Origin of the sequence: Burkholderia sp. Bp8994, assembly GCF_003853805.1 — a bacterium.
Classification (GTDB): domain Bacteria; phylum Pseudomonadota; class Gammaproteobacteria; order Burkholderiales; family Burkholderiaceae; genus Burkholderia.
The window spans coordinates 167,782-187,193 of the sequence record NZ_QTQH01000012.1 but is presented as its reverse complement, the minus strand read 5'-3'; the positions used below and the strand labels follow the sequence as shown (position 1 = coordinate 187,193).

At 69.3% G+C, this 19,412-nt stretch carries 19 protein-coding genes; 13 read left to right on the top strand and 6 right to left on the bottom strand.

The genetic code is table 11. From position 1 onward, the window contains the following. Nucleotides 1-521 precede the first annotated feature (521 nt). Nucleotides 522-1,643, top strand: a complete 1,122-nt coding sequence (locus tag DIE04_RS15590) for an extracellular solute-binding protein (protein ID WP_044845699.1) — start codon at nt 522-524, stop codon at nt 1,641-1,643. Then, nucleotides 1,640-3,415, top strand: a complete 1,776-nt coding sequence (locus DIE04_RS15585) for a sensor domain-containing diguanylate cyclase (protein WP_124484653.1) — start codon at nt 1,640-1,642, stop codon at nt 3,413-3,415. Before DIE04_RS15590 ends, DIE04_RS15585 begins: the two co-directional genes overlap by 4 nt. Nucleotides 3,416-3,515: 100 nt before the next feature. Here DIE04_RS15585 and DIE04_RS15580 read toward each other — a convergent pair whose 3' ends face one another. Both DIE04_RS15580 and DIE04_RS15575 read right to left on the bottom strand, forming a co-directional pair. Continuing rightward, a complete protein-coding gene (locus DIE04_RS15580) occupies nt 3,516-3,815 on the bottom strand; it encodes a DUF4148 domain-containing protein (RefSeq protein WP_124522025.1) in 300 nt (99 codons plus the stop codon). Nucleotides 3,816-4,088: 273 nt separating this feature from the next. Next, nucleotides 4,089-4,349: a hypothetical protein gene (locus DIE04_RS15575; protein ID WP_006760082.1), complete on the bottom strand. Its 261-nt coding sequence runs from the start codon at nt 4,347-4,349 to the stop codon at nt 4,089-4,091. 265 nt (nt 4,350-4,614) lie between these two features. On the opposite strand from DIE04_RS15575, the gene DIE04_RS15570 reads away from it, so the two are divergent. Further along, on the top strand, nt 4,615-5,511 hold the full coding sequence (locus DIE04_RS15570) for a LysR family transcriptional regulator (protein WP_124522023.1): 897 nt from the start codon (nt 4,615-4,617) through the stop codon (nt 5,509-5,511). A gap of 136 nt (nt 5,512-5,647) precedes the next feature. After that, the gene (locus tag DIE04_RS15565) at nt 5,648-6,280 is read left to right on the top strand and encodes a LysE family translocator (protein ID WP_124522021.1); all 633 of its coding nucleotides are present in this window, start codon (nt 5,648-5,650) and stop codon (nt 6,278-6,280) included. Nucleotides 6,281-6,484: 204 nt separating this feature from the next. Here the strand turns inward: DIE04_RS15565 and DIE04_RS15560 are convergent, their stop codons facing one another. Beyond that, nucleotides 6,485-8,170, bottom strand: coding sequence for a metallophosphoesterase family protein (locus DIE04_RS15560; protein WP_124522019.1), 1,686 nt, complete (start codon nt 8,168-8,170; stop codon nt 6,485-6,487). A 305-nt stretch (nt 8,171-8,475) separates the two neighbouring features. Between DIE04_RS15560 and DIE04_RS15555 the strand changes: the two genes are divergently transcribed. The 8 genes from DIE04_RS15555 to DIE04_RS15520 all read left to right on the top strand — a co-directional run bounded on the left by DIE04_RS15555 (nt 8,476) and on the right by DIE04_RS15520 (nt 14,701). After that, nucleotides 8,476-8,775, top strand: coding sequence for a YXWGXW repeat-containing protein (locus DIE04_RS15555; RefSeq protein WP_124522017.1), 300 nt, complete (start codon nt 8,476-8,478; stop codon nt 8,773-8,775). Between the two features lie 217 nt (nt 8,776-8,992). Continuing rightward, nucleotides 8,993-9,757 carry an RNA polymerase sigma factor gene (locus DIE04_RS15550; RefSeq protein WP_082088561.1) on the top strand — a complete coding sequence of 255 codons (765 nt, stop codon included), beginning with the start codon at nt 8,993-8,995 and terminating at the stop codon, nt 9,755-9,757. Continuing rightward, nucleotides 9,754-10,173 (top strand): hypothetical protein, encoded by a 420-nt coding sequence (locus tag DIE04_RS15545; protein WP_124522015.1) that lies wholly within the window; start codon nt 9,754-9,756, stop codon nt 10,171-10,173. The genes DIE04_RS15550 and DIE04_RS15545 overlap by 4 nt, the downstream gene beginning before the upstream one ends. Then, complete coding sequence (locus DIE04_RS15540; RefSeq protein WP_124522013.1) at nt 10,170-10,673, top strand: periplasmic heavy metal sensor; 504 nt, start codon at nt 10,170-10,172, stop codon at nt 10,671-10,673. Before DIE04_RS15545 ends, DIE04_RS15540 begins: the two co-directional genes overlap by 4 nt. Before the next feature lie 75 nt (nt 10,674-10,748). Continuing rightward, a complete protein-coding gene (locus DIE04_RS15535) occupies nt 10,749-11,594 on the top strand; it encodes a GNAT family N-acetyltransferase (protein ID WP_124522011.1) in 846 nt (281 codons plus the stop codon). Nucleotides 11,595-11,823: 229 nt separating this feature from the next. After that, complete coding sequence (locus DIE04_RS15530; protein ID WP_124522009.1) at nt 11,824-13,218, top strand: DUF1800 family protein; 1,395 nt, start codon at nt 11,824-11,826, stop codon at nt 13,216-13,218. A 2-nt stretch (nt 13,219-13,220) separates the two neighbouring features. Continuing rightward, nucleotides 13,221-14,384 carry a DUF1501 domain-containing protein gene (locus DIE04_RS15525; protein ID WP_124522007.1) on the top strand — a complete coding sequence of 388 codons (1,164 nt, stop codon included), beginning with the start codon at nt 13,221-13,223 and terminating at the stop codon, nt 14,382-14,384. 98 nt (nt 14,385-14,482) lie between these two features. Next, nucleotides 14,483-14,701, top strand: a complete 219-nt coding sequence (locus DIE04_RS15520; protein ID WP_124522006.1) for a YXWGXW repeat-containing protein — start codon at nt 14,483-14,485, stop codon at nt 14,699-14,701. A gap of 21 nt (nt 14,702-14,722) precedes the next feature. On the opposite strand, the gene DIE04_RS15515 is transcribed toward DIE04_RS15520, so the two are convergent. Further along, complete coding sequence (locus DIE04_RS15515; protein WP_124522004.1) at nt 14,723-15,916, bottom strand: tyrosine-type recombinase/integrase; 1,194 nt, start codon at nt 15,914-15,916, stop codon at nt 14,723-14,725. A 227-nt stretch (nt 15,917-16,143) separates the two neighbouring features. Beyond that, the gene (locus DIE04_RS15510; protein WP_044845685.1) at nt 16,144-17,319 is read right to left on the bottom strand and encodes a helix-turn-helix transcriptional regulator; all 1,176 of its coding nucleotides are present in this window, start codon (nt 17,317-17,319) and stop codon (nt 16,144-16,146) included. A 240-nt stretch (nt 17,320-17,559) separates the two neighbouring features. On the opposite strand from DIE04_RS15510, the gene DIE04_RS15505 reads away from it, so the two are divergent. Beyond that, nucleotides 17,560-17,940: a DUF4377 domain-containing protein gene (locus tag DIE04_RS15505; RefSeq protein WP_124522002.1), complete on the top strand. Its 381-nt coding sequence runs from the start codon at nt 17,560-17,562 to the stop codon at nt 17,938-17,940. A gap of 25 nt (nt 17,941-17,965) precedes the next feature. Here the strand turns inward: DIE04_RS15505 and DIE04_RS15500 are convergent, their stop codons facing one another. Next, complete coding sequence (locus tag DIE04_RS15500) at nt 17,966-19,354, bottom strand: DHA2 family efflux MFS transporter permease subunit (RefSeq protein ID WP_124484669.1); 1,389 nt, start codon at nt 19,352-19,354, stop codon at nt 17,966-17,968. Nucleotides 19,355-19,412: the final 58 nt, after the last annotated feature.

Below are 19,412 nucleotides of genomic sequence, written 5' to 3'. Positions count from 1 at the left end.
ATGCTTGGTGCCGCTCGCGCGGGGCCGATGCGGCGCCGCGCCGGCGGGCGCGCGTCATTGTCCGACGAGCGGCCCGAAAAGGAAAGCGCGACGGCCGCGGCCGGTCGCGCTGTCGTGGCGATGCCGATGCGTGCGCATCCGTCGCGCGTGATCGCGGCGTTCATGCCTGCGTGGCGCGGATGCGCATGCGATGGCTCGACGCGCATGCAGGCGGAGGTGGTGACACGACGCGATGGATGACGCGCGTCGCCGAACGCTCCGAACGCATACGCAGTACATACCGCGTGGCGCCGTGGCTGCAAGCGGAGTTGGCACACGTCGCGTCTTGCCTTTCACCTGATGATTCTCCGTTCGAGTGGCCGGGTTCGAGCGCGTGCAGCGACGTGCGATCGAACGCGTACGCGGATGACGCGCTCCGAATAGGCGGATGCAGTGCGCGTGCGGCTTGTTCCAATTGCGCGGCGATATTTTTTGTGGTCTTGTTGCACGATCAAGCATCGACTCGAAAAAAGGACAGTCGAATGCATACGGGGAATTCGGACGAGGACCGATTGATCAGGGGAATCGGCGCGCGCCGTGCGCGCCGCGCCGCGTGCCGGTGGCTTGTCGTCCTGACGCTGGGCTGGCAGGGCCTGCCTGCCTGCGCCGCTTCCCCCGAGACCGTCGGCGACAACGTACTGCGTGTCCTTGCGTGGCCCGGCTACGCGGACAACGATGTCGTCAATGCATTCGAGACGCACTTTCATGTGCACGTCGAAGTAACCTTCGTCGATTCCGACGAAGCGTTGTGGACACGGATGCACAGCGCGTCGCCGCCGCCGTACGACGTGCTTGCGGCCAACACGGCCGAGATCCAGCGCTATGCGAGCGACGGCCTGCTCACGCCGATCGACCTGTCGCAGATCCCCAACCGCCGGCGGCAACTGCCGAATTTCCAGCAGCTCGCGACGATCGGCGGACTCGTGCGCAACGGCTCGACCTATGCGATTCCGTTCACGTATTCGTCGATGGGACTGATCTACGATCGCAAGCAGGTGCCGGTCGCGCCGCGCTCGATGCTGGAACTCTGGAATCCGCGTTACCGCGGCAAGGTGCTCGACTTCAACAGCGCGCCGCATAATTTTTCGTTCACCGCGCTCGCGCTCGGCTATCCCGACCCGTTTCGCCTGTCGCCCGCGCAAACGCTTGCCGTCGCGCACAAGCTGGTCGAACTGCGGCGCAACCTGCTCACGTATTACACGCTTCCGGACGAGGCGACCACGCTGTTCGTCCAGCATCGCGCGGCGCTGATGTTCGGCAACTATGGCACGCAACAGGTCGAACAGCTGCGTCGCGCCGGTGCGGATGTCGGCTACGTGATTCCGGACGAAGGCGCGCTCGCGTGGCTCGACTGCTGGGGCGTCACGCGCGGCGCGGAGCATCGCGAACTGGCGTTCGCGTGGATCAACTACATGCTCGAACCGGCGATCGGCGTGCTGCTGACCGAACGCCAGGGGCTCGCGAATACGCTCCAACCGCCACCCGGTCTCGAGGCCGGCCACCAGCACCTCGTCTGGATCCAGCCGGTCGAGGACATCGCGCGGCGTGAGTCGCTATGGAGCCGCATCGTGTCGGGCGACCGGCCGGAGCGGTTCGAAAAATGATCAGGCTCGGGCTCACGTGGAAGCTGTCGATGCTGTTCGCGTGCATCGGCGTGATCGCGTCCGGCACGACCGGCTACTACACCTACCGCGCGAACCGGACGATGCTCGTGCAGGAAGCGCAGCACAGCCTGCTGATGTCGACGCACTTGCTCGGACAGCGCTTCACGACCGCGCTGTCCGACGTGGCCGACGATGTGCTCGTGCTCGCGCAATTGCCGGCGTCGGCGTCCGTCGCGAGCGGGGAAGGCGCCGATCGCGCGCCGCGCACGCGGCTCGAACAGGTGTATTACAGCTTCATGAAAAATCACCCCGAGTACCTGCAGATCCGGCTGATCGCGCGCGGGGATTTCGGGCTCGAGCGGATCCGCGTCGATCGCGACGCGCACGGCATCGTCGTGTTGCCGGAGAGTGCATTCCAGGAAAAAGGGCAGTTTCCTTACGTATTCGATACGCTTGCGACGGCGCCCGGTCATATCTACCTGTCGCCGATCGCGATCAATCACGAGACCGGCTCGCATGCGGCCGAAGGGCTGCCGATCCTGCGCGTGGGCACGCCGGTGGTCGACGAAGGCGGCCGGGTCGTCGGCGCGCTGGTCGTCGACGTCGAGCTGACGCGCATGTTCGACCGGCTTGAACGCGATCTGCCGCCAGACTACGTGGTGTATCTCGCGAACAAATGGGGCGATTTCCTCGTGCACCCCGATCCGTCGCAGATCTTCGGCTTCGATCGCGGGCACCGCGTGCTGATGCAGGACAGCTTCCCCGACACGCGGCTGCTGTTCGTCGGGGCGCGCACGAACGTGGCGCTCAACGGTCTCACGCAGCCCGACGCCGCACCGGGCCAGATGTTCGCGTTCGTGCGCACGCCGTTCGGCAACAACGAGGGCAACCGCTTCGTGGTGCTCGGCATGGCGCGTCCGCTCACGGACGTGCTGGCGCCGGCCGGGATGCTCGGCGAGCGGATCATCCGGATGGTGCTCTTGATGAGCGTGGCGGCGGTGATTCTCGCGATCCTGTTTGCGAGCGCGATCACGCGGCCGTTGCAGATGCTCGCGCGCGCGGCGACCCACGTGTTCGACGATCCGGCCGCCGAACGGTTGCCGGTCGCGCGGGCCGACGAGATCGGCGTGCTGGCGCGCTGTTTCGACAGCATGCGCGTCGAGATTCGTACGCAGGTCGCGATGCTGCGCGCGAAGCAGCTGGAACTCGCGCACCTCGCCGGTCACGACCCGCTGACCGGCTTGCCGAACCGCCTGTTGTTCATGGAGCATCTCGATGCCGCGATCCGGCATGCGGCCGCGGTGCGCGAGGGGCTGGCGGTGATGTTCGTCGATCTCGATCGCTTCAAGCAGATCAACGACCAGCACGGGCACGCGGCCGGCGATCGCACGCTCGTCGCGGTCGCGAAACGGCTGAGCCTCGCGCTGCGCAGCGGCGACATGGCCGCGCGGCTCGGCGGCGACGAATTCATCGTGCTGATTTCGGACGTGCGATCGCCCGCGGTGATCGGCGATATCGCGTCGCGTATCCAGATCGTGATGGCCGAGGAACTGGAATTCGGCGACCGGCACCTGGCCGTGGGCGCGAGCATCGGCGTGAGTGAATATCCGGCGGATGGCGCGTCGGCCGAGGAACTGCTGGTCAAGGCCGACGCGGCGATGTACGCGGCGAAGGCGTCCGCGCAGTGCGCGTGCGTGCGTTACCAGGAACTGCTCGGCGGCGGTATCGCCACCGACGACGGCGGCCGCGTGGCGGCGGAGGGCAGCCGCTGACGGCGGACCGGCCCGGCGCGCGGCAAAAACGCGGCGAGCCCGTCACGGGACGGGCTCGCTGGATCCGGGCGGACCGCGCGCGATGCGCGCGGCGGCGGACTTAGTGGCCGAAGTAGACCGAGTCGCGCGTGTTGCGCACCTTGACCGCCGGTGCGCCGCCCTGGACGACCGGGGCCGGCTGCGCGCCGTAGCCGCTGTTGTCGGCAGCGTGTGCGCGCGCTTGCGCGGCCTGGATGTCGGCCGGGTAGTACGGGCTCGACTGGCTCGGCTTGTAGCCGGCATTTTCGAGCTGAACCAGTTCGTTGCGGACTTGAGCGCGGGTCACGGTGCTTTGTGCGAAAGCGCCGAACGAAGCGGACAGGGCGACAGCGGCGACGACTGCGGAAACGAGCGATTTCATGATGACCTCCGATGTTCTATTGGGTTCGCCGGCGACACCATGTCGTAAGCGATTGATTACATCGTAGGCGTCGGTGGATTCAGGGTAAACGTGGATTCCGGCGAAAGATCATTGTCGGTGAGGCAACAATTCCAACATAAGTTCGATCCGTCCCCGTTCCGCGTTGCGGGAATTGCAAACTGACGGCGGACGGGTGGCGAGACATCGCGCACGGGCGAACGCCCGGTGGCGGGGCACCGGCAGGTGCGGCGGCTGGCGGGGGGCGTTGGCGGATCAGACGCCGTCGGCGTCGTCGATTTCCTTGCGCTCGCGGCGTTCCTCGTTGCCGCGGCGCGCCCGCAGGCGCTGGCGCGACAGGACCGCGATCACCTGCTGGGTGGGCGCGCCGGACGGCAGCTCGTTGCGGATGCGATCGGGCACCATCGGCAGGCCCGCGCGCTGCCGGCGCAGTGCCTTCGCGATTGCCCGGCGGCATTCGTCCCCGTGGCAATCCCATTCATCGCGGATTCTCTGGCAATAACGGCATTGTTCCATCGGGACAGTCTAACGCGTCTTGGCGATCGGAGCTGAAGGCGCGACGGACGGGGCTTGGACGGGCGCGGGCGCCGGCGCAATCGCGCGCGTGTCCGGCGACGGCGTTCGACATGATTCGAGGCTGAATCTTGCCCGAGCGCGGCGCGGGGCATCGGGCGAGGTCACGCGATGGCGCGCAATCGAAGCGCATGACACCGGATCAATCAAATTCATGATGCGTCGCTCTATCATGTGAAAAATACATGCATCGCAACAAGGAGGCGAGATGACGCTTGCGCAGTTGCAGGCCCTGGCTGCCGTGGTCGAACTCGGCTCGCTGACGGCCGCGGCCGACCGACTCAGCCGCAGTCAATCCGCGATCAGCCACGCGTTGACCGAACTGGAGGACATCACCGAGGTCAAGCTGCTGTTGCGCGACCGCCAGCCGGTCGTCCTGACCGCTGCCGGCGAACGCCTGTGGCCGTACGTGCAGAACGTCGTCCGGGAAGCGCAGACGCTGCGCCAGCAGTTCGGCCTGGCGCGCGGCAAGCTCGAGGGTCGGCTGGTGGTGGCGTCGCTGCCGAGCGTCTCGCTCGCGTTCGTCGTACCCGCGCTCGAAGCGTTGAAGGCGGCGCATGAGGGCGTGACGGCCGTGCTGCTCGAAGGCACGGACGCGGAAGTCGAAGGGTGGCTCGACGACGGCACCGCCGACATCGGCGTGGTCGCCGGCACGAAGACTTTCGCGAACAACCTGCCGTTGCTCGACGAGGATTTCGTCGCGGTGGCGGCGAACGGCATGTTCGACGGGCGCGAGAGCGTGTCGGCGAAACGGTTGGCCACGATGCCGTTCATTTTTTCGAAGGCGGGGTGCGGGCCGGTCATCGCGGATTACTTCGCGCGCAACGGTGCATCGCTTCGCGCCGCGTTCAACGTGGTCGAGATGCGGACCATTCTGTCGATGGCGGAGGCGGGAATGGGCGTGTCGATCGTCCCGCGCATCACGCTCACCTATACCCGGTTCGGCGGCCGGGTGCTGGCGTTGTCGCCCAGGCTGCATCGTTCCGTGCGGCTGGCGTGGAACGCGAGCGGCAACGCGGTCGCCGACGCATTCGTTAAACTGGTCGACGCGCAACGCGCGAAGGCGGAAAAGGCGATGCAGGCACGCGCGAAAAAGGGCAAGTAGCTGGCCGGCGGACCGACGCGATGGCGGGGTGAAGCGCGCTCATGCATGACTTGCAGTTTATTCATGCCGACAGACGCCGACATGCAATACATTGCTGGACACTCGCCCCGACTTCATCGCGCCGAAGGAGACTGCCGTGCCGGCCTTGCCCACCCTGATTGCTTTCGGACTCGTATCGCTCGGCATGGCCCTGACGCCCGGCCCGAACATGCTTTACCTGATCTCCCGCTCGATCTGCCAGGGCCGCCGTGCGGGGCTGGTGTCGCTCGGCGGCGTCGCGCTGGGGTTCGTGTTCTACATGTTCTGCGCGGCATTCGGCATTACTGCGCTGGTGCTGACCGTGCCGTACGCGTATGACGCGCTGCGTCTGTCCGGCGCGCTGTACCTGTCGTATCTCGCGTGGCAGGCGCTCAAGCCGGGCGGCCGCTCCGCGTTCCAGGTGCGGCAACTGCCGCACGACAGCGGCGCACGGCTCTTCACGATGGGCTTCGTCACCAACCTCGCGAACCCGAAGATCGCTGTGATGTACCTGTCGCTGCTGCCGCAGCTCATTGCGCCCGGGCACGGCAGCGTGCTCGCGCAATCGCTGGCACTGGGCTGCGTGCAGATCGCGGTCAGTGTCTGCGTGAATGCGCTGATCGCGAGCATGGCCGGCTCGATCGCGGGGTTTCTCGCCGGTCGGCCCGTCTGGGCGCGGGTGCAGCGCGGGTTGATGGGCACCGTGCTGGCCGGACTGGCCGTGCGTATCGCGCTGGAATCGCGAAGCTAGGGGCACGGTGGCGGCAACGCGGCTTGCGGTGGAAACCGGCGTGCCGATGCGCATGCAAGGTGCGGCGGTCGAATGGACGCAGCCGCTCCGCATGGCGCAGCCGTCACGTATTCGCCGTATCCATCAGCGCGTCGCGCGCGCCGTCCCGCACGCGCCAGCCCCGGCCGCCCGCCGCGCGATCATGCGTTGCGGGCGGCCGTCGCATCAGCGCTCGCGGCGCTTCTTGCTCAGCTCGATCGTCTCGAACAGCTCGTACTGTGCGCTCGGGTGCTGATCCGCGCCCGGCGCATGGTAGTAGCGCATCGTGATCGTCGTGTGGCCGCCCGGCTTGCCCGGATCGTGGTCGAACACGGCGATCCCGTAGCCGGTGCCCGTATCGCGGCGCGCGGACCAGATCGCATCCTCCAGCGCATCGGCCGGCTTGCGCACGAACGTGTTCGGCGCGGCGCCCGGCACCGGCCGGTTCGGCTTCGTGAAGACCTTGGCCTGCGCGAAGCCGGTCGCCGGGTTCTCGCCGTATACGTCGAGCGGCGCACTGGTGCCGCCGCCGCCGAGGATCAGGTGGATCGTGCCGTGGCTCGTGTCGAAGGTCGTGCGCTCGGGATCGGTCGACCCGACCGGACGCGGCTGCAGCGTCTCGACGACTTCGCCGGTCGATGCATCGACGCCCGCGCGGTGATTGCAGCCGCGCACCGGGTAGCTGCGCTCGTAATCGTGATCGTGACCGCACAGCACGAGGTCGACGCCGTAACGGTCGTACAGCGGCAGCCACGCCTCGCGGATGCCCTTGTCCGAGCCGTTGCCCGTCTTTGACGAACTCAGCGCGTCCTGGTGCATCTGCACGACGATCCAGTCGATGTCGTCATCGTGCGACGCTTGACGCAGCGTGTGCTCGAGCCAGCGCGTCTGCACGCCGTCGCTGTAGCCGCGCACGTAGAACGACGTGCCCGGTTCGATCGGCGCGCGGCCGGTGCTCGCGGCCGGCACCAGCGGAGCGGGGCCGCCGACGAACGCGGCCGCATCCTGGTACACGACGTCGTCGGCGTCGAGCGAGATGAACAGCACCGAGCTCACGCGGAAGCTGTACCAGCGGCCCGGAAAGCGCGTGCCGTTCTCCGGCAGCGTGTAGCGCGCGAGGTACGAGTCGAGCCCCTGCGGGCCGTTGTTGAATTCGATCTCGTGATTGCCCGGGCACGGCATCCACGGGCGGTTCGCGGCCGACGTCTGGTTGTTGTTGCCGAAGTCGCGCCACACCTCCGGCTGATGCGCGGGGTTCAGGTTCGCGTAGCAGAGGTCGCCGTTCAGCAGGTGGAACAGCGGCTGGAACTGCTCGACGGCCTGCACCGCGAAGCGGCTTTGCGGCGACGACAGCACCCATGCGCCGTTCGGCGTCGCGAGGTCGCCGTAGCTCGTGAAGCGGAACGGTGCGCGCCCGCGCGGCGCGGTCGTGAAGGTCGCGGCAAACGGCTGCGCGGCGTTGCTGTCGTTGTCGGCCGTCAGTTCGTAGCGGTAGCGCGTGTTCGGCTTCAGGCCGTGCACGCGTGCGTGGTAGGTGAACACCGTTTCGCCGTTCAGGCCGTCGGTGTAAAGGCGCTGCACGCCGTGCACGGTGCGTGCCGGTTCGCCGTCGGCGACGATCCGCGCCCGCGGATTGACGGCCGGCGCAAGCGATGCCCACGAGATCGCGACTTCCGACGCCGGGTCGCTGCCCCATGTCAGGTGCACCTGTTCGGGGGTGCCGTCCGGGTTCGACCCGGCGGCACGGGCGGCCGCGAGCCCGCCCGCGGCGGTGGCGAGGCCGGAGACGCCGGCCAGTTTCAGGAAGCCGCGACGCGATACGGAAGCGGCCGGCTCGTTCGACTCGGCGGGGAAGTTGTCCTGGTTCGACATGATCGTATTTTCGTTGAGTGACACGCGAAATGCGGAACCGCCCGGCCGTGCGCGAGCGCGTCCGGGGCGTGGGCCGGAAACGAGCGGGATCCCGGTGACACGCATTGTCGAAGCGCAGTTTTGCCGGGTTGTGACAGACGGTCGTCCACGCCCGGGCCCGATGCGTCGCCGGATGAGCGCGGCGTCGCCGGTGCGGCGGAAATTTATTTGCGCGCGTCGCGACGGATTTTTCCGCATGCGTCGTTTAACGAACGAACGGCCACTTCCGGCCATCACGTTCGCTACACGATGCTTCGGAGTCTTGCATGAAACTTTCCATTTCATTACGGTTTGCCGCGGGTTGCGTGGCCGCGCTGGCGACCTCCGCCACATTCGCGCAGGCCGTCATCGTCGCGCCGGTCGCGCCGCCGCCGCCGCGCGTCGAAGTGATGCCGGCACCGCGCGCGGGCTACGTGTGGGATCAGGGCCACTGGCACTGGCGGCAGGGCCGCTACGTGTGGATCCCCGGGCACTGGCAAGCGGTGCGCGCCGGCTATCGCTGGGTGCCCGGGCACTGGGCCGCGCGCGGCCCGAACTGGCGCTGGGTGCCGGGTCACTGGGCGTGACGCGCCGGGTGCCGCGCGGCGCGCAGCGCCGGTGCGGCGGGACTTCCACACAACTTCATCCGTCGAGCCATGCCTTTTCGAACCATCGTGATCCTGACAGCCGCGGCCGTCGTGCTGGCCGGCTGTGTCGTGGTGCCGGCGCGTCCGGTGTATTACCGGCCCGCGCCGGTCGTCGTATATTGATCGCGCCGGCCGGCTGGCGATCGACAGGATCGATATGCCGTTCGAACCGGATGTCGACGAAACCGGCCGGGCGGATGCCGGACACGGCGCGCGACGCGCCGTGGACGCGCCGGCATGGCGCCGTGCGGCGCCGGCCCGACGCATGCAAGGAGAGCACGACGATGAGCTTCAGCCGGACGGCGGGCACGCTCGCCGGCAGCATGCGGCGGGCGCGCCGCGCATGGCGGAGCAGCCCGCGTTGAGCGACGCCGATCCGGACGCGGAACTCGTCGCGCGGGTCGGCGCACGCGACACGTCGGCCGTGCGCGTGCTCGTCGCACGCAAGCTGCCGCGCCTGCTTGCGCTCGCGACGCGCATGCTCGGCGACCGGACCGAAGCCGAAGACGTTGCGCAGGAAACCTTCCTGCGGATCTGGCATCACGCGCCGCGCTGGCGGGATGGCGAAGCGCGCTTCGACACGTGGCTGCATCGCGTGGTGCTGAACCTGTGCTACGACCGGATGCGCGGGCGGCGCGAGGAGCCGGTCGACACGCTGCCCGACGTGCCCGACCCGCAACCCGAGCCGGCCGCGCACGCGGAGTTGCGCGCGCGCGATGCGCGCGTGCGCGAGGCGCTCGCCGCATTGCCGCCCAGGCAGCGGGAAGCGCTCGTGCTCCAGTACTATCAGGACATGTCGAACGTTGAAGCGGCCAACCTGATGGGCATCACCGTCGATGCGCTGGAAAGCCTGCTCGCGCGCGCGAGGCGCAACCTGCGCGCGCAACTGGCCGGCGACCCACCTAGCGAGGACAAGCGATGACACCCGAACGATTCCGTACCATCGTCGCCGCGTACGGCTCGGATGCGCGGCGCTGGCCGCGCGACGAACGCGCGGCGGCCGAAGCGTGGGCGCAAGCGCATCCGCGCGACGCGCTCGAGGCGCTCGACGATGCCGCCGAGCTCGACGCCTGGCTCGTGCAGGATACGGTCGAGCCGCCCGCGCCGGCGCTCGTCGAACGCATCGTCGCGTCGGCGCCCGCGCCGCAGCGTGCGCGGCGCCGGGGCACGGTGTGGTGGTCGGGCGCGGCGTTCGCGGGCGTCGGGCTCGCCGGCGCGCTGGCGGGCGCGGTGGCCGTGTCGATGCTGATGCTCGGCAGCGCGCCGATCGCGCAACACGAACCGGGCTACCTGACGACGACGTTCGGCGGCCCGGGCATCGACGGAGGCGACGAATGAGCGAACGCGGCTGGAAATTCATGCTCGTCGGGTCGGTCGTGTTGAACGTGTTCATGCTCGGCGCGATCGGCGGCGGCGCGTATCAGTGGTTTTCGACGCATCGTGGCCTGGATGGGGCCGGGATCCCCGGACAGCGCACGGCGTTGCGGTTCGCCGCGGACGAATTGTCCGACGCGCGTCAGCAAGCGTTTGCGGCGGCGCTGAAGGCGGCGCGCAAGGAAGGTCGGGATTTCGCGCGGGAAGGGCGTGACGGGCGGATCACGGTGCTGGATCTGCTGGCGGCGCCGCAGCTCGATCGTGCGGCGATCGACGCGGCGCTCGATCGGACGCGGGCGGCCGATAGTGCATTGCGGGGGCAGGTCGAGCGCAGCGTCGTCGATTTCGCGGCGACGCTGACGCCGGATGAGCGCGCGAAATTCGTCGACGGGTTGCGGCGCAGCGGGAACTGGCGGCTGCCCGCGAGGTTTCAGAGGAAGCGCGACGCGGCGGGGAGCCAGTAACTGGCGTGGCGTGACGACGCGTCATGCTCGCGAATCGGTTGGCGGCGATCTCGAGTGCCGCGACGGAGGCGAATCATGGATCGAAGCGAAGACTTGATCGTGCGCACCATGTCGGCCGACGAGGTGGCCATGTCGGTCGAATGGGCGGCAGCCGAAGGGTGGAACCCCGGCCTGCATGATCCGCCGTGTTTCAGGGAAGCGGACCCGGCCGGTTTTTTCGTCGGCGTGTGGCGTGGCGAGCCGGTCGCGTGCCTTGCTGCCGTCGCGTATGACGAACGCTTCGGCTTCATCGGTCTGTACATCGTGAAACCCGGGTTTCGCGGCAAAGGCTTCGGCATGCGAATCTGGCAGCACGGCATGCGTTACCTGGGAGACCGCAATGTCGGTCTCGACGGTGTCGTGGCACAACAGGCGAACTACCGGAAGTCGGGGTTCCGGCTCGCGTATCGCAACATCCGCTATCAGGGGCGCGTCGACGGCATCGGATGCGCGCACGCGGCCGCGGCGGCCGAGGTCCCGTTCGAGCAGTTGCTGGCGTACGACCGCCAGTGTTTTCCTGCGCCGCGCGCGCGTTTCGTCTCCGCGTGGCTCGCGCAGCCGGATGCCGTTGCGCTCGCAACGATCGACGCGGGTCGCATCACCGGATACGGCGTCGTGCGCCGCTGCAACGCCGGCTGCAAGATCGGCCCACTGTTCGCCGATGACGCCGGCGTCGCCACGGGGCTGTTTCGCGCGCTGGCGGCGCGCATGCCCGGCGAGATGATCGTGCTCGACGTGCCGGAAACGAATCCCGCGGCCGTCGCGCTGGCGGAACGGCACGGCATGTCGAGCGTGTTCGAAACCGCGCGGATGTATACGAAGGAAGCGCCGGCGATCGCGATCGACCGCGTGTTCGGCGTGACGTCGTTCGAGCTGGGGTGACGGTCACGAACAGGCTCGGACGATTGCCGTCCGGCAGCTCGTGATGGAGGGAACACCGGTGCTGTGGAAATCTGACGATCGGGCGCGGCACGCGCGCAGCTCGCCGCTGCTTGAAAGCCGACCGCAAGCTATACATCCCCGCGCCGAACCCGAAATATTTCGCTCATCCCGCGACGGATTTCCCGCCACCCTCCGTTAAACACGGGTACGCATCGCGAGAGCCCCCGTCATGGACCACCCGAACGACATCTCACCGGCCGCCATCGCGCTGAACCGCTTCGGCCTCGGCGCGCGGGCCGACGACGCGCCGCCTGCCGATCCGAAGGCCGCGCTGGTCGCCCAGCTCGATCGTTACGACCCGAGGCCGGCCGCATGGGCCGGCGAACCGGACGCGATCACGCTCGCCACGCGCTTCGCGACGACCCGCAACACGATGACGAGCGACGACGCGGCGGCCAGGCGCGCAACCGCGCAGTCGATCCGTCGCGACGGCTACGACGCCTATCGCAGCGCCGTCGCCGCGCGCTTGAACAACGCGCTCGCCACGTCCACGCCGTTCGTCGAGCGTCTCGTGCATTTCTGGGCGAACCATTTCGCGGTGTCGGTCGACAAGGGGCAGGTCGCCGCATACGCGGGCGCCTTCGAGCGCGATGCGATCCGCCCGCACGTGCTCGGCCGCTTCGAGGACATGCTCGTCGCGGTCGAGCAGCATCCGGCGATGCAGCTGTTCCTCGACCAGGCGCGCTCGGTCGGCCCCGACAGTCCGGCCGCGCTGCGCGCCGACGCGCGCAATCCGGCGGCACGGCGCGGCCTCAACGAGAACCTCGCGCGCGAAATCATGGAGCTGCACACGCTCGGGGTACGCACCGGCTACACGCAAACGGACGTGACGGAATTCGCGCGTGCGCTGACCGGCTGGAGCATCGCCGGCGGACGCGGGCCGCAGCCCGGCGATGTGGCGCCCGGCGCGTTCGTGTTCCGCCCGAAACTGCACGAACCGGGCGCGCGCACGGTGATGAGCCGCACCTACGATCAGCCGGGCGACGCGCAAGCGCGCGCGATCCTGGGCGATCTTGCGCGTTCGCCGGCGACGGGCCGGCATGTCGCGTTCCAGCTCGCCCGTCATTTCGTCGCCGACGATCCGCCGCCCGCGCTCACCGACCGGCTCGCCCGTGCATTCGATACGAGCGGCGGCGATTTGCCGACCGTTTATCGCGCGCTGGTCGATGCGCCGGACGCATGGTCGCCGGTCAATCGCAAGTTCAAGACGCCGTGGGAGTGGGCCGTGTCGTCGCTGCGCGGGCTCGGCTGGCGCGATACCGGCGACCTGAAGGCCGCGCCGCTGCTCGCGCAGCTCGGCCAGCCGGTATGGCGGCCCGGGTCGCCGGCCGGCTACGACGACGTTGCCGCGAGCTGGGCCGCGCCCGACGCGCTGGTGCGCCGCGTCGAGATCGCGCAGCGGTTTGCCGCACGCACGGGCGACCGGCTCGACCCGCGCACGCTCGGCAAGACGCTGCTGGCCGGCTCGCTGAGCGCACCGACGGCGACGGCACTCTCGCGTGCCGAGAGCGCGACCACGTCGCTTGCACTGCTGCTCGTGTCGCCCGATTTTCAACGGAGATGAACATGGCCCGATCCCTTACCCGTCGACATTTCCTGAGCATCGCCGCCGCCGGTGCGGGCGCGATCCTCGTCGCGCCGCGCATCGTGTTCGCGAACGTCGAAACCGACCGGCGCTTCGTGTTCGTGATCCAGCGCGGCGCGGCCGACGGGCTGAACATCGTCGTCCCGTATGCGGAACCCGCGTATGCGTCGTTGCGCGGCCCGCTGGCGATCGACGCGTCGACGGCGACCCGCATCGACGGCACGTTCGCGCTGCATCCGTCGCTCGTGCGGACCGCGCAGATGGTTCGCGACAGAGAGGCGCTGTTCGTCCACGCGATCGCGTCGCCGTATCGCGACCGCTCGCATTTCGACGGCGAGAACGTGCTCGAGACGGGCGGGCGCGCGCCGTACCAGGTGAAGGACGGCTGGCTGAACCGGCTCGCCGCGATGTTGCCGGCGACGCGGGACAACGCGATCGCGTTCGCGCCGACGGTGCCGCTCGCGTTGCGCGGCAGCGTGCAGGCCGCGTCGTATGCGGCGTCCGGGTTGCCGGCCGCACCGGACGACCTGCTCGCGCGCGTGTCGGCGCTGTACGAGGCCGACGCGCAGCTCGGGCCGCTGTGGCAATCGGCGATGGCCGCGCGCGGTCTCGCCGGCGACGCGCATGCGCGCCAGGATCCGGCGGGCGTCGGCAAGCTCGCGGCGACGTTTCTCGCGCGCGACGACGGCCCGCGGATCGCGATGATCGAGACGGCCGGCTGGGACACGCACAGCGCGCAGAACGCGCGGCTCGCGAATCAGTTGAAGGCGCTCGACACGATGCTCGCCGCGTTGCGCGACGGTCTCGGGCCCGTGTGGCAGCGGACCACGGTGCTCGTCGCGACCGAGTTCGGCCGCACGGCCGCCGCGAACGGCACGGGCGGCACCGATCACGGGCAGGCGTCGGTCGCGATGCTGGCGGGCGGGGCGGTCGCGGGCGGACGCGTGATCGCCGACTGGCCGGGCCTGCGGCCGGGCGACCTGTACGAAGGGCGCGACCTGAAGCCGACCGCGTCGCTCGACGCGCTGATCGCGGGCGCGGCCGCCGAAAGCCTGCGGCTCGATCCCGCTCATACCGCGTCGACGCTGTTCGCGGAAAGCGGCGCGACGCGGCCGATGACGGGCCTCGTTCGCGGAACCGCGTGACGCGCGGAGTGATGCGCAGCGCGATGCACGACTCGATGCACGGCGTACGCGGGTTCGCCTCCGCCGACCGATCGATTGCACAACAGGGAGAATCGACGATGAAGATCCGATCCGTATCGCTTGCCGTATGGGTGGCGACGAGCGCGGCGCTGCTGTCCGCGTGCGTGGTCGAACCCGCGCGGCCGCCGCAGCCGGCGCCGGTCGCCGAAGTGATGCCGCCGCCGCCCGCGCCCGGTTATCGCTGGGCGAAAGGTCATTACCGCTGGGCCGGCAACCACTGGGCGTGGGTGTCCGGGCACTGGGCCGCCGTGTATTGAAGCAGGGGGCCGGCGCGCCGTTCACCAGCCGATCCGGTGCTTCTCCTCGGTTTCGCTGTGTCGCCAGTCGTCGTCCGCGTGCAGATACTGGCTCGTCGTCGTCAGCGATACGTGACCGAGGTTGTCGCGCACGAGCCGCAGGTCGACGCGGCCGTCCGCCATGTGCGAACCCGCGCTGTGGCGCAGCCAGTGGGCCGATGCCTGTTCGAGCACGCGCGCCTGTTGTTCGCCTGCATCCCCTTGCGCACGCAACCGGTCGGCCGCGAACCGGAACACCTGCTTCACGATCCGGTGCAGCGCCGCGCGCGTGAGCGGCTTGCGCGTGCGACCGGCGGGCAGCACGAGCGGCGTGGTTTCGCCGTCGGCCGGCAGCGCGGGCAGGCCATGCGCGCGCCGGTAGCGCGCGAGCTCGGCCATCATCTCGGCGGTGGCCGGCACGAGGCGCTGGCGGCCGCCTTTGCCGGTCACGTCGAGCCACCAGCGATCGCGCCCGTTCGCATCGCGCCGTGCAAAGAATTGCCCCATCGTCGTGTCGGCCGCCTCGGTGATGCGCAGCCCGCCGAGATACATCAGCGTGAACACCCAGCGCGCGCGATCCGCATGGAAGGCGGCACGCGCATCGTCGCGCGGCATCGCGGCGATCGCATCCTTGACCGCCTGCCACAGCGGCGGCCCGAGATGGCGCGTGACGCGCGGCGCGGGCCGCCGTTGCCGCTGCCGCGACAGCGCGAGCGGATTGCCTGCCAGATAGCCGGCCTGCACGAGCCACGAGAACATCACGTTCAGGATCACCATCGCCTGCCGCTGGCTGGCCGCCGACAGCGGCCCGTAGAACGGCCGCCAGCGCGGGTCGCCGCGCGGATGCTTGCGGCCGCCGTTCGCGCACCACACGTCGGCGGGCGCGGGCGCGAGCAGGAACTGCCGGTACACGACGAGATCCTCGTGCGTGAGCGACGACAGCGGCTTGCCGCACGCGATCACGGCCCACAGCAGCAGGCGCTCGGCCTCCTTGCGGTAGTTCTGGAACGTGGTGGGCGTATCGACGAAGCGTGCGAGCCATGCGCGCACGGCGTCGAGATCATGGGTCGCGGCGATCTGCGGATGCGCGCTCGTCGAGCGATTGGTGCCAGCGCGTCCGTCGAGCGCGGCCGGCACGGTCAGCGCGTCGATCGGCTGCGGCCGCAGCGCGGTGTCGGACGGAACGGGTGAGGTCATGCGAACAGGGGGCGCGGCTCGCCCGTGGCCGGGCGGGCGCACGCGCCGCGACGAAGCGTACGAGGAAACGCCGATGGTAATACACGATCACGACTTGGCGAAGCGCAACGGGTTTACGGCTGGCGCTCATACCGTCCGCATCGGCCGTTTCGGTGCAGACCGCTTCCTGCTTTCCGGCGTCGGGAGCAACCCGTCCACGAATCCGGCTTCCCGGCCGGTCGAACACCTCACCCCAGCGACAACACGCTGTTCAGCAACGTCCGCACGAGCGTCGCCTGTCGCGTGACACCCGTCTTGGAAAAGATCGCCCGCAGGTGCGAGCGCGCGGTGTTCTTGCTGATGTCGAGTTCGTCGGCCGCTTCCTCGAGCGTCGATCCGTTGACGAGCGCGAGCGCCAGCGCGGTCTCGGCCGGCGTGAGATCGAACAGCTTGCGCACGATGTCGTGAGACGCCTGCGACTTGCGCTCCGCATCGCGGATGAAGATCGCGCACGCGGGCCGGCGCGGATTGTCCTCCGACCATTCGCTGAGCGGGACCGTGCGGATCAGCACGCCGAGCGGCGGCTTGCCGGACGGGCGCGGCACGGCAATCGCCTGCGCGACCGACGGCGCTCCGCCCGCGCGCTCCGCGAGCACCTGGCGGATGAGCTTTTGCAGCTTGCGGTCCTCCAGCGGATACGATGCCTCGAGCGCACCGGCGCGCACGCGCAGGCCGTCGCATTCGGCGAAGATCTCGTCCGCGACGGAATTGGTCTTCATGATCGTGCCGCGCTCGTCGAGGATCGCGGTCGCGACGAGCATGCGGTCGATCGCGCTCGCATACAGCGTGCGCTCCGATTCGACCATCCCGAACTTCGCATGCAGCCGCACCGCGCGCTTCAGGTGCGGCAGCAGCGCATTGCAGACGGCCTTGTCGGTCGCCGAGAACGCGCGGCCGTGATGCGAGCGGCACACGCGGAAGCGGCATTCGATCCCGTCGGGCGTGCGCAGGTCGGCGCCCATCAGGTAGCCGACGTCGAACGGCTCGAGAAACTCGCGATACATCGCGCTGCTGCGCCACACGCCGACGCCGAGCAGCTCGTCGACGGTGACGACGCGATCGCTCGGCAGGTTCACGAACGGATCGAGCGCGTAATAGTAGTTGTTGTACGACGCGACGCCGGTCAGCGGCGCGCTCGCCGCGGACGCATTGATCATCAGCCCCGCGTGGCCGCTGGCGGGCCAGCGCAGGATCATCGTCACGTAGTTCGCGTCCAGGTGCACGCGGATCTGTTCGAGCGCGCCGCCCCACGGCACGTCTTCCAGCGGGCCTTCGTAGATTGTCGCGAGCAGCGCGTCGTACTGCTCGAGCGTCAGTTTCGATTGGGCAAGGCACGGGGGAAGGGCCGGGGGCGCCGTGGTCATCGGGTTGTCTCCTGTTGCCGCCGCGGGTCGCGGTGCGCCGGGCGTGCGGGTGCGTGCATGCGCGAATGCGGACCGCCGGCGGCGGCGCGCGGTTGCCTGCACCGGAATACGGTAACGTGCCCGTGCAGACGTGACATCCCACGAATGAGGGTGGCGGCGCGCGCGCTGTAAGCCATTTGTGAACTTTGCCGGCGCAGCATTCGTCTAATCGGCCCGCCAACGCTTCCTGAGGACCATCAGATGATTCGCAAGATGAGAACGCTGCTCGGCGCGGCCGTGATCGCCGGCAGCACGTTACTCGCCGGATGCCAGACTGGCGCGGCCGCGCCGGATGCACGCGCGGACCGCCCGGCCGACGGCCGGCCCGTGACCCGGACCGTTTATGTCGCGCCGCAGGCGGCCCGCTGCACGGGCGTCGCGCCGATGGACTGCCTGCAGGTGCGCAGCAGTCCGGCCGAGCCGTGGAGCCTGTGGTACGCGGGCATCGAGGGCTTTGCGTACCAGCCCGGCTATCAATATGTGCTGGAAGTCGATGAATACCGCGTCGCGCAGCCGCCGGCCGACGGTTCGTCGATCCGCTGGGTGCTCAAGCGGGTCGTCGAGCGCCGCCCGGTGAACTGACGGCCGCGCCTGCCCGCGGCGGCGCTTACGCGGACGGCCGCGGCGCGACCGGCCGTGGCGGCGCGGCGGTATCGATCCGCCGGAACACGACGGACGACAGCAGCGTGACCGCGCCCATGCAGACGAACGACAGCATGAAGCCGTTCGCCATCGAGCCCCAATGCGCGGCGAACAGGTTCACGAGCCCGCCGCCGATCGATACGCCGAGCCCCATCGCCAGCATCTGCATCATCGTGAACAGGCTGTTGCCGCTGCCGGCGTCGGCGTGCGACAGGCCCTTGAGCGTCACGGCGTTCATCGCGGCGAACTGCATCGAGTTCGCGGCGCCGAACACGACCAGCAACGCCATCTCCAGCACCGGCGCGGGCCGGGCCGACACCAGCGCGAACCCGGCGATCGCGCCACCGACGATCCCCGTGTTCACGACCAGGAACGTCGCATAACCGAAGCGTTTCGCGAGGGGCGCGATCCAGCGTTTCGCGATCACGCCGGCGATCGCGGCCGGCAGCAGCATCATCCCCGACTGCAGCGGCGTATAGCCGAGCTGCACCTGCATCAGCAGCGGCAGCATGAAAGGCACCGAGCTCGTGCCGATCCGGCACAGCAGGTTGCCGAGCAGCCCCGCGCCGAAGTTCGGCTCGCGGAACAGCCCGAGCCGGAACAGCGGCTGCGCGCGCCGCCGCGCATGGGGCAGGTACGCGAGCGCGCTTGCCACGCCGAGCACGGCCAGCCCGATCGCCCAGCCGGCGCGGTGCGCGCGCATCGGCGGATCGATCGCTAGCGACAACGCGATCATCGCGACCGACAGCAGCGCGCAGCCGATAAAGTCGAACGGCGGCGGCTGCATCGCCTGGTCGTGCGGCAGGAAGCGCTGCACCGCGATGAAGCCGACCATGCCGACCGGCACGTTGACGATGAACACCCAGTGCCAGGAAATCGCCTGCGTGAGCCAGCCGCCGAGCGTCGGCCCGACGATCGGGCCGAGTTGCGCGGCGATCGACACGAACGCGATCGCCGCGACGTACCGCTCGCCCGGCACGCGGCGCAGCACGGCGAGCCGCCCGATCGGCAGCAGCATCGAGCCGCCGATGCCCTGCACGGCGCGCGCGACGACGAGCTGGCCGAGCGTGTGCGACGCCGCGCAGCCGATCGATGCGAGCGAGAACACCAGGATGGCGAGCGAGAACACGCGGCGCGTGCCGAAGCGGTCGGCGAGCCAGCCGGACGCCGGCGTGAGCATCGCCATCGTCAGCGTATAGACGACCACGACCGGCTGCATCGCGAGCGGCGACGCATGCAGGCTTTGTGCGATCGACGGCAGCGCGGTGTTGACGATCGTGGTGTCGAGCGACTGCATGAAGAACGCGGCGGCGACGATCCACAGCAGCGCGGAGTGTGAGGGTTCGCGGGACATGACGAAACGGGAAGTGCGGCGACCGGCGCGGCGGCGACGCGACGGGCGGCGCGGCCCG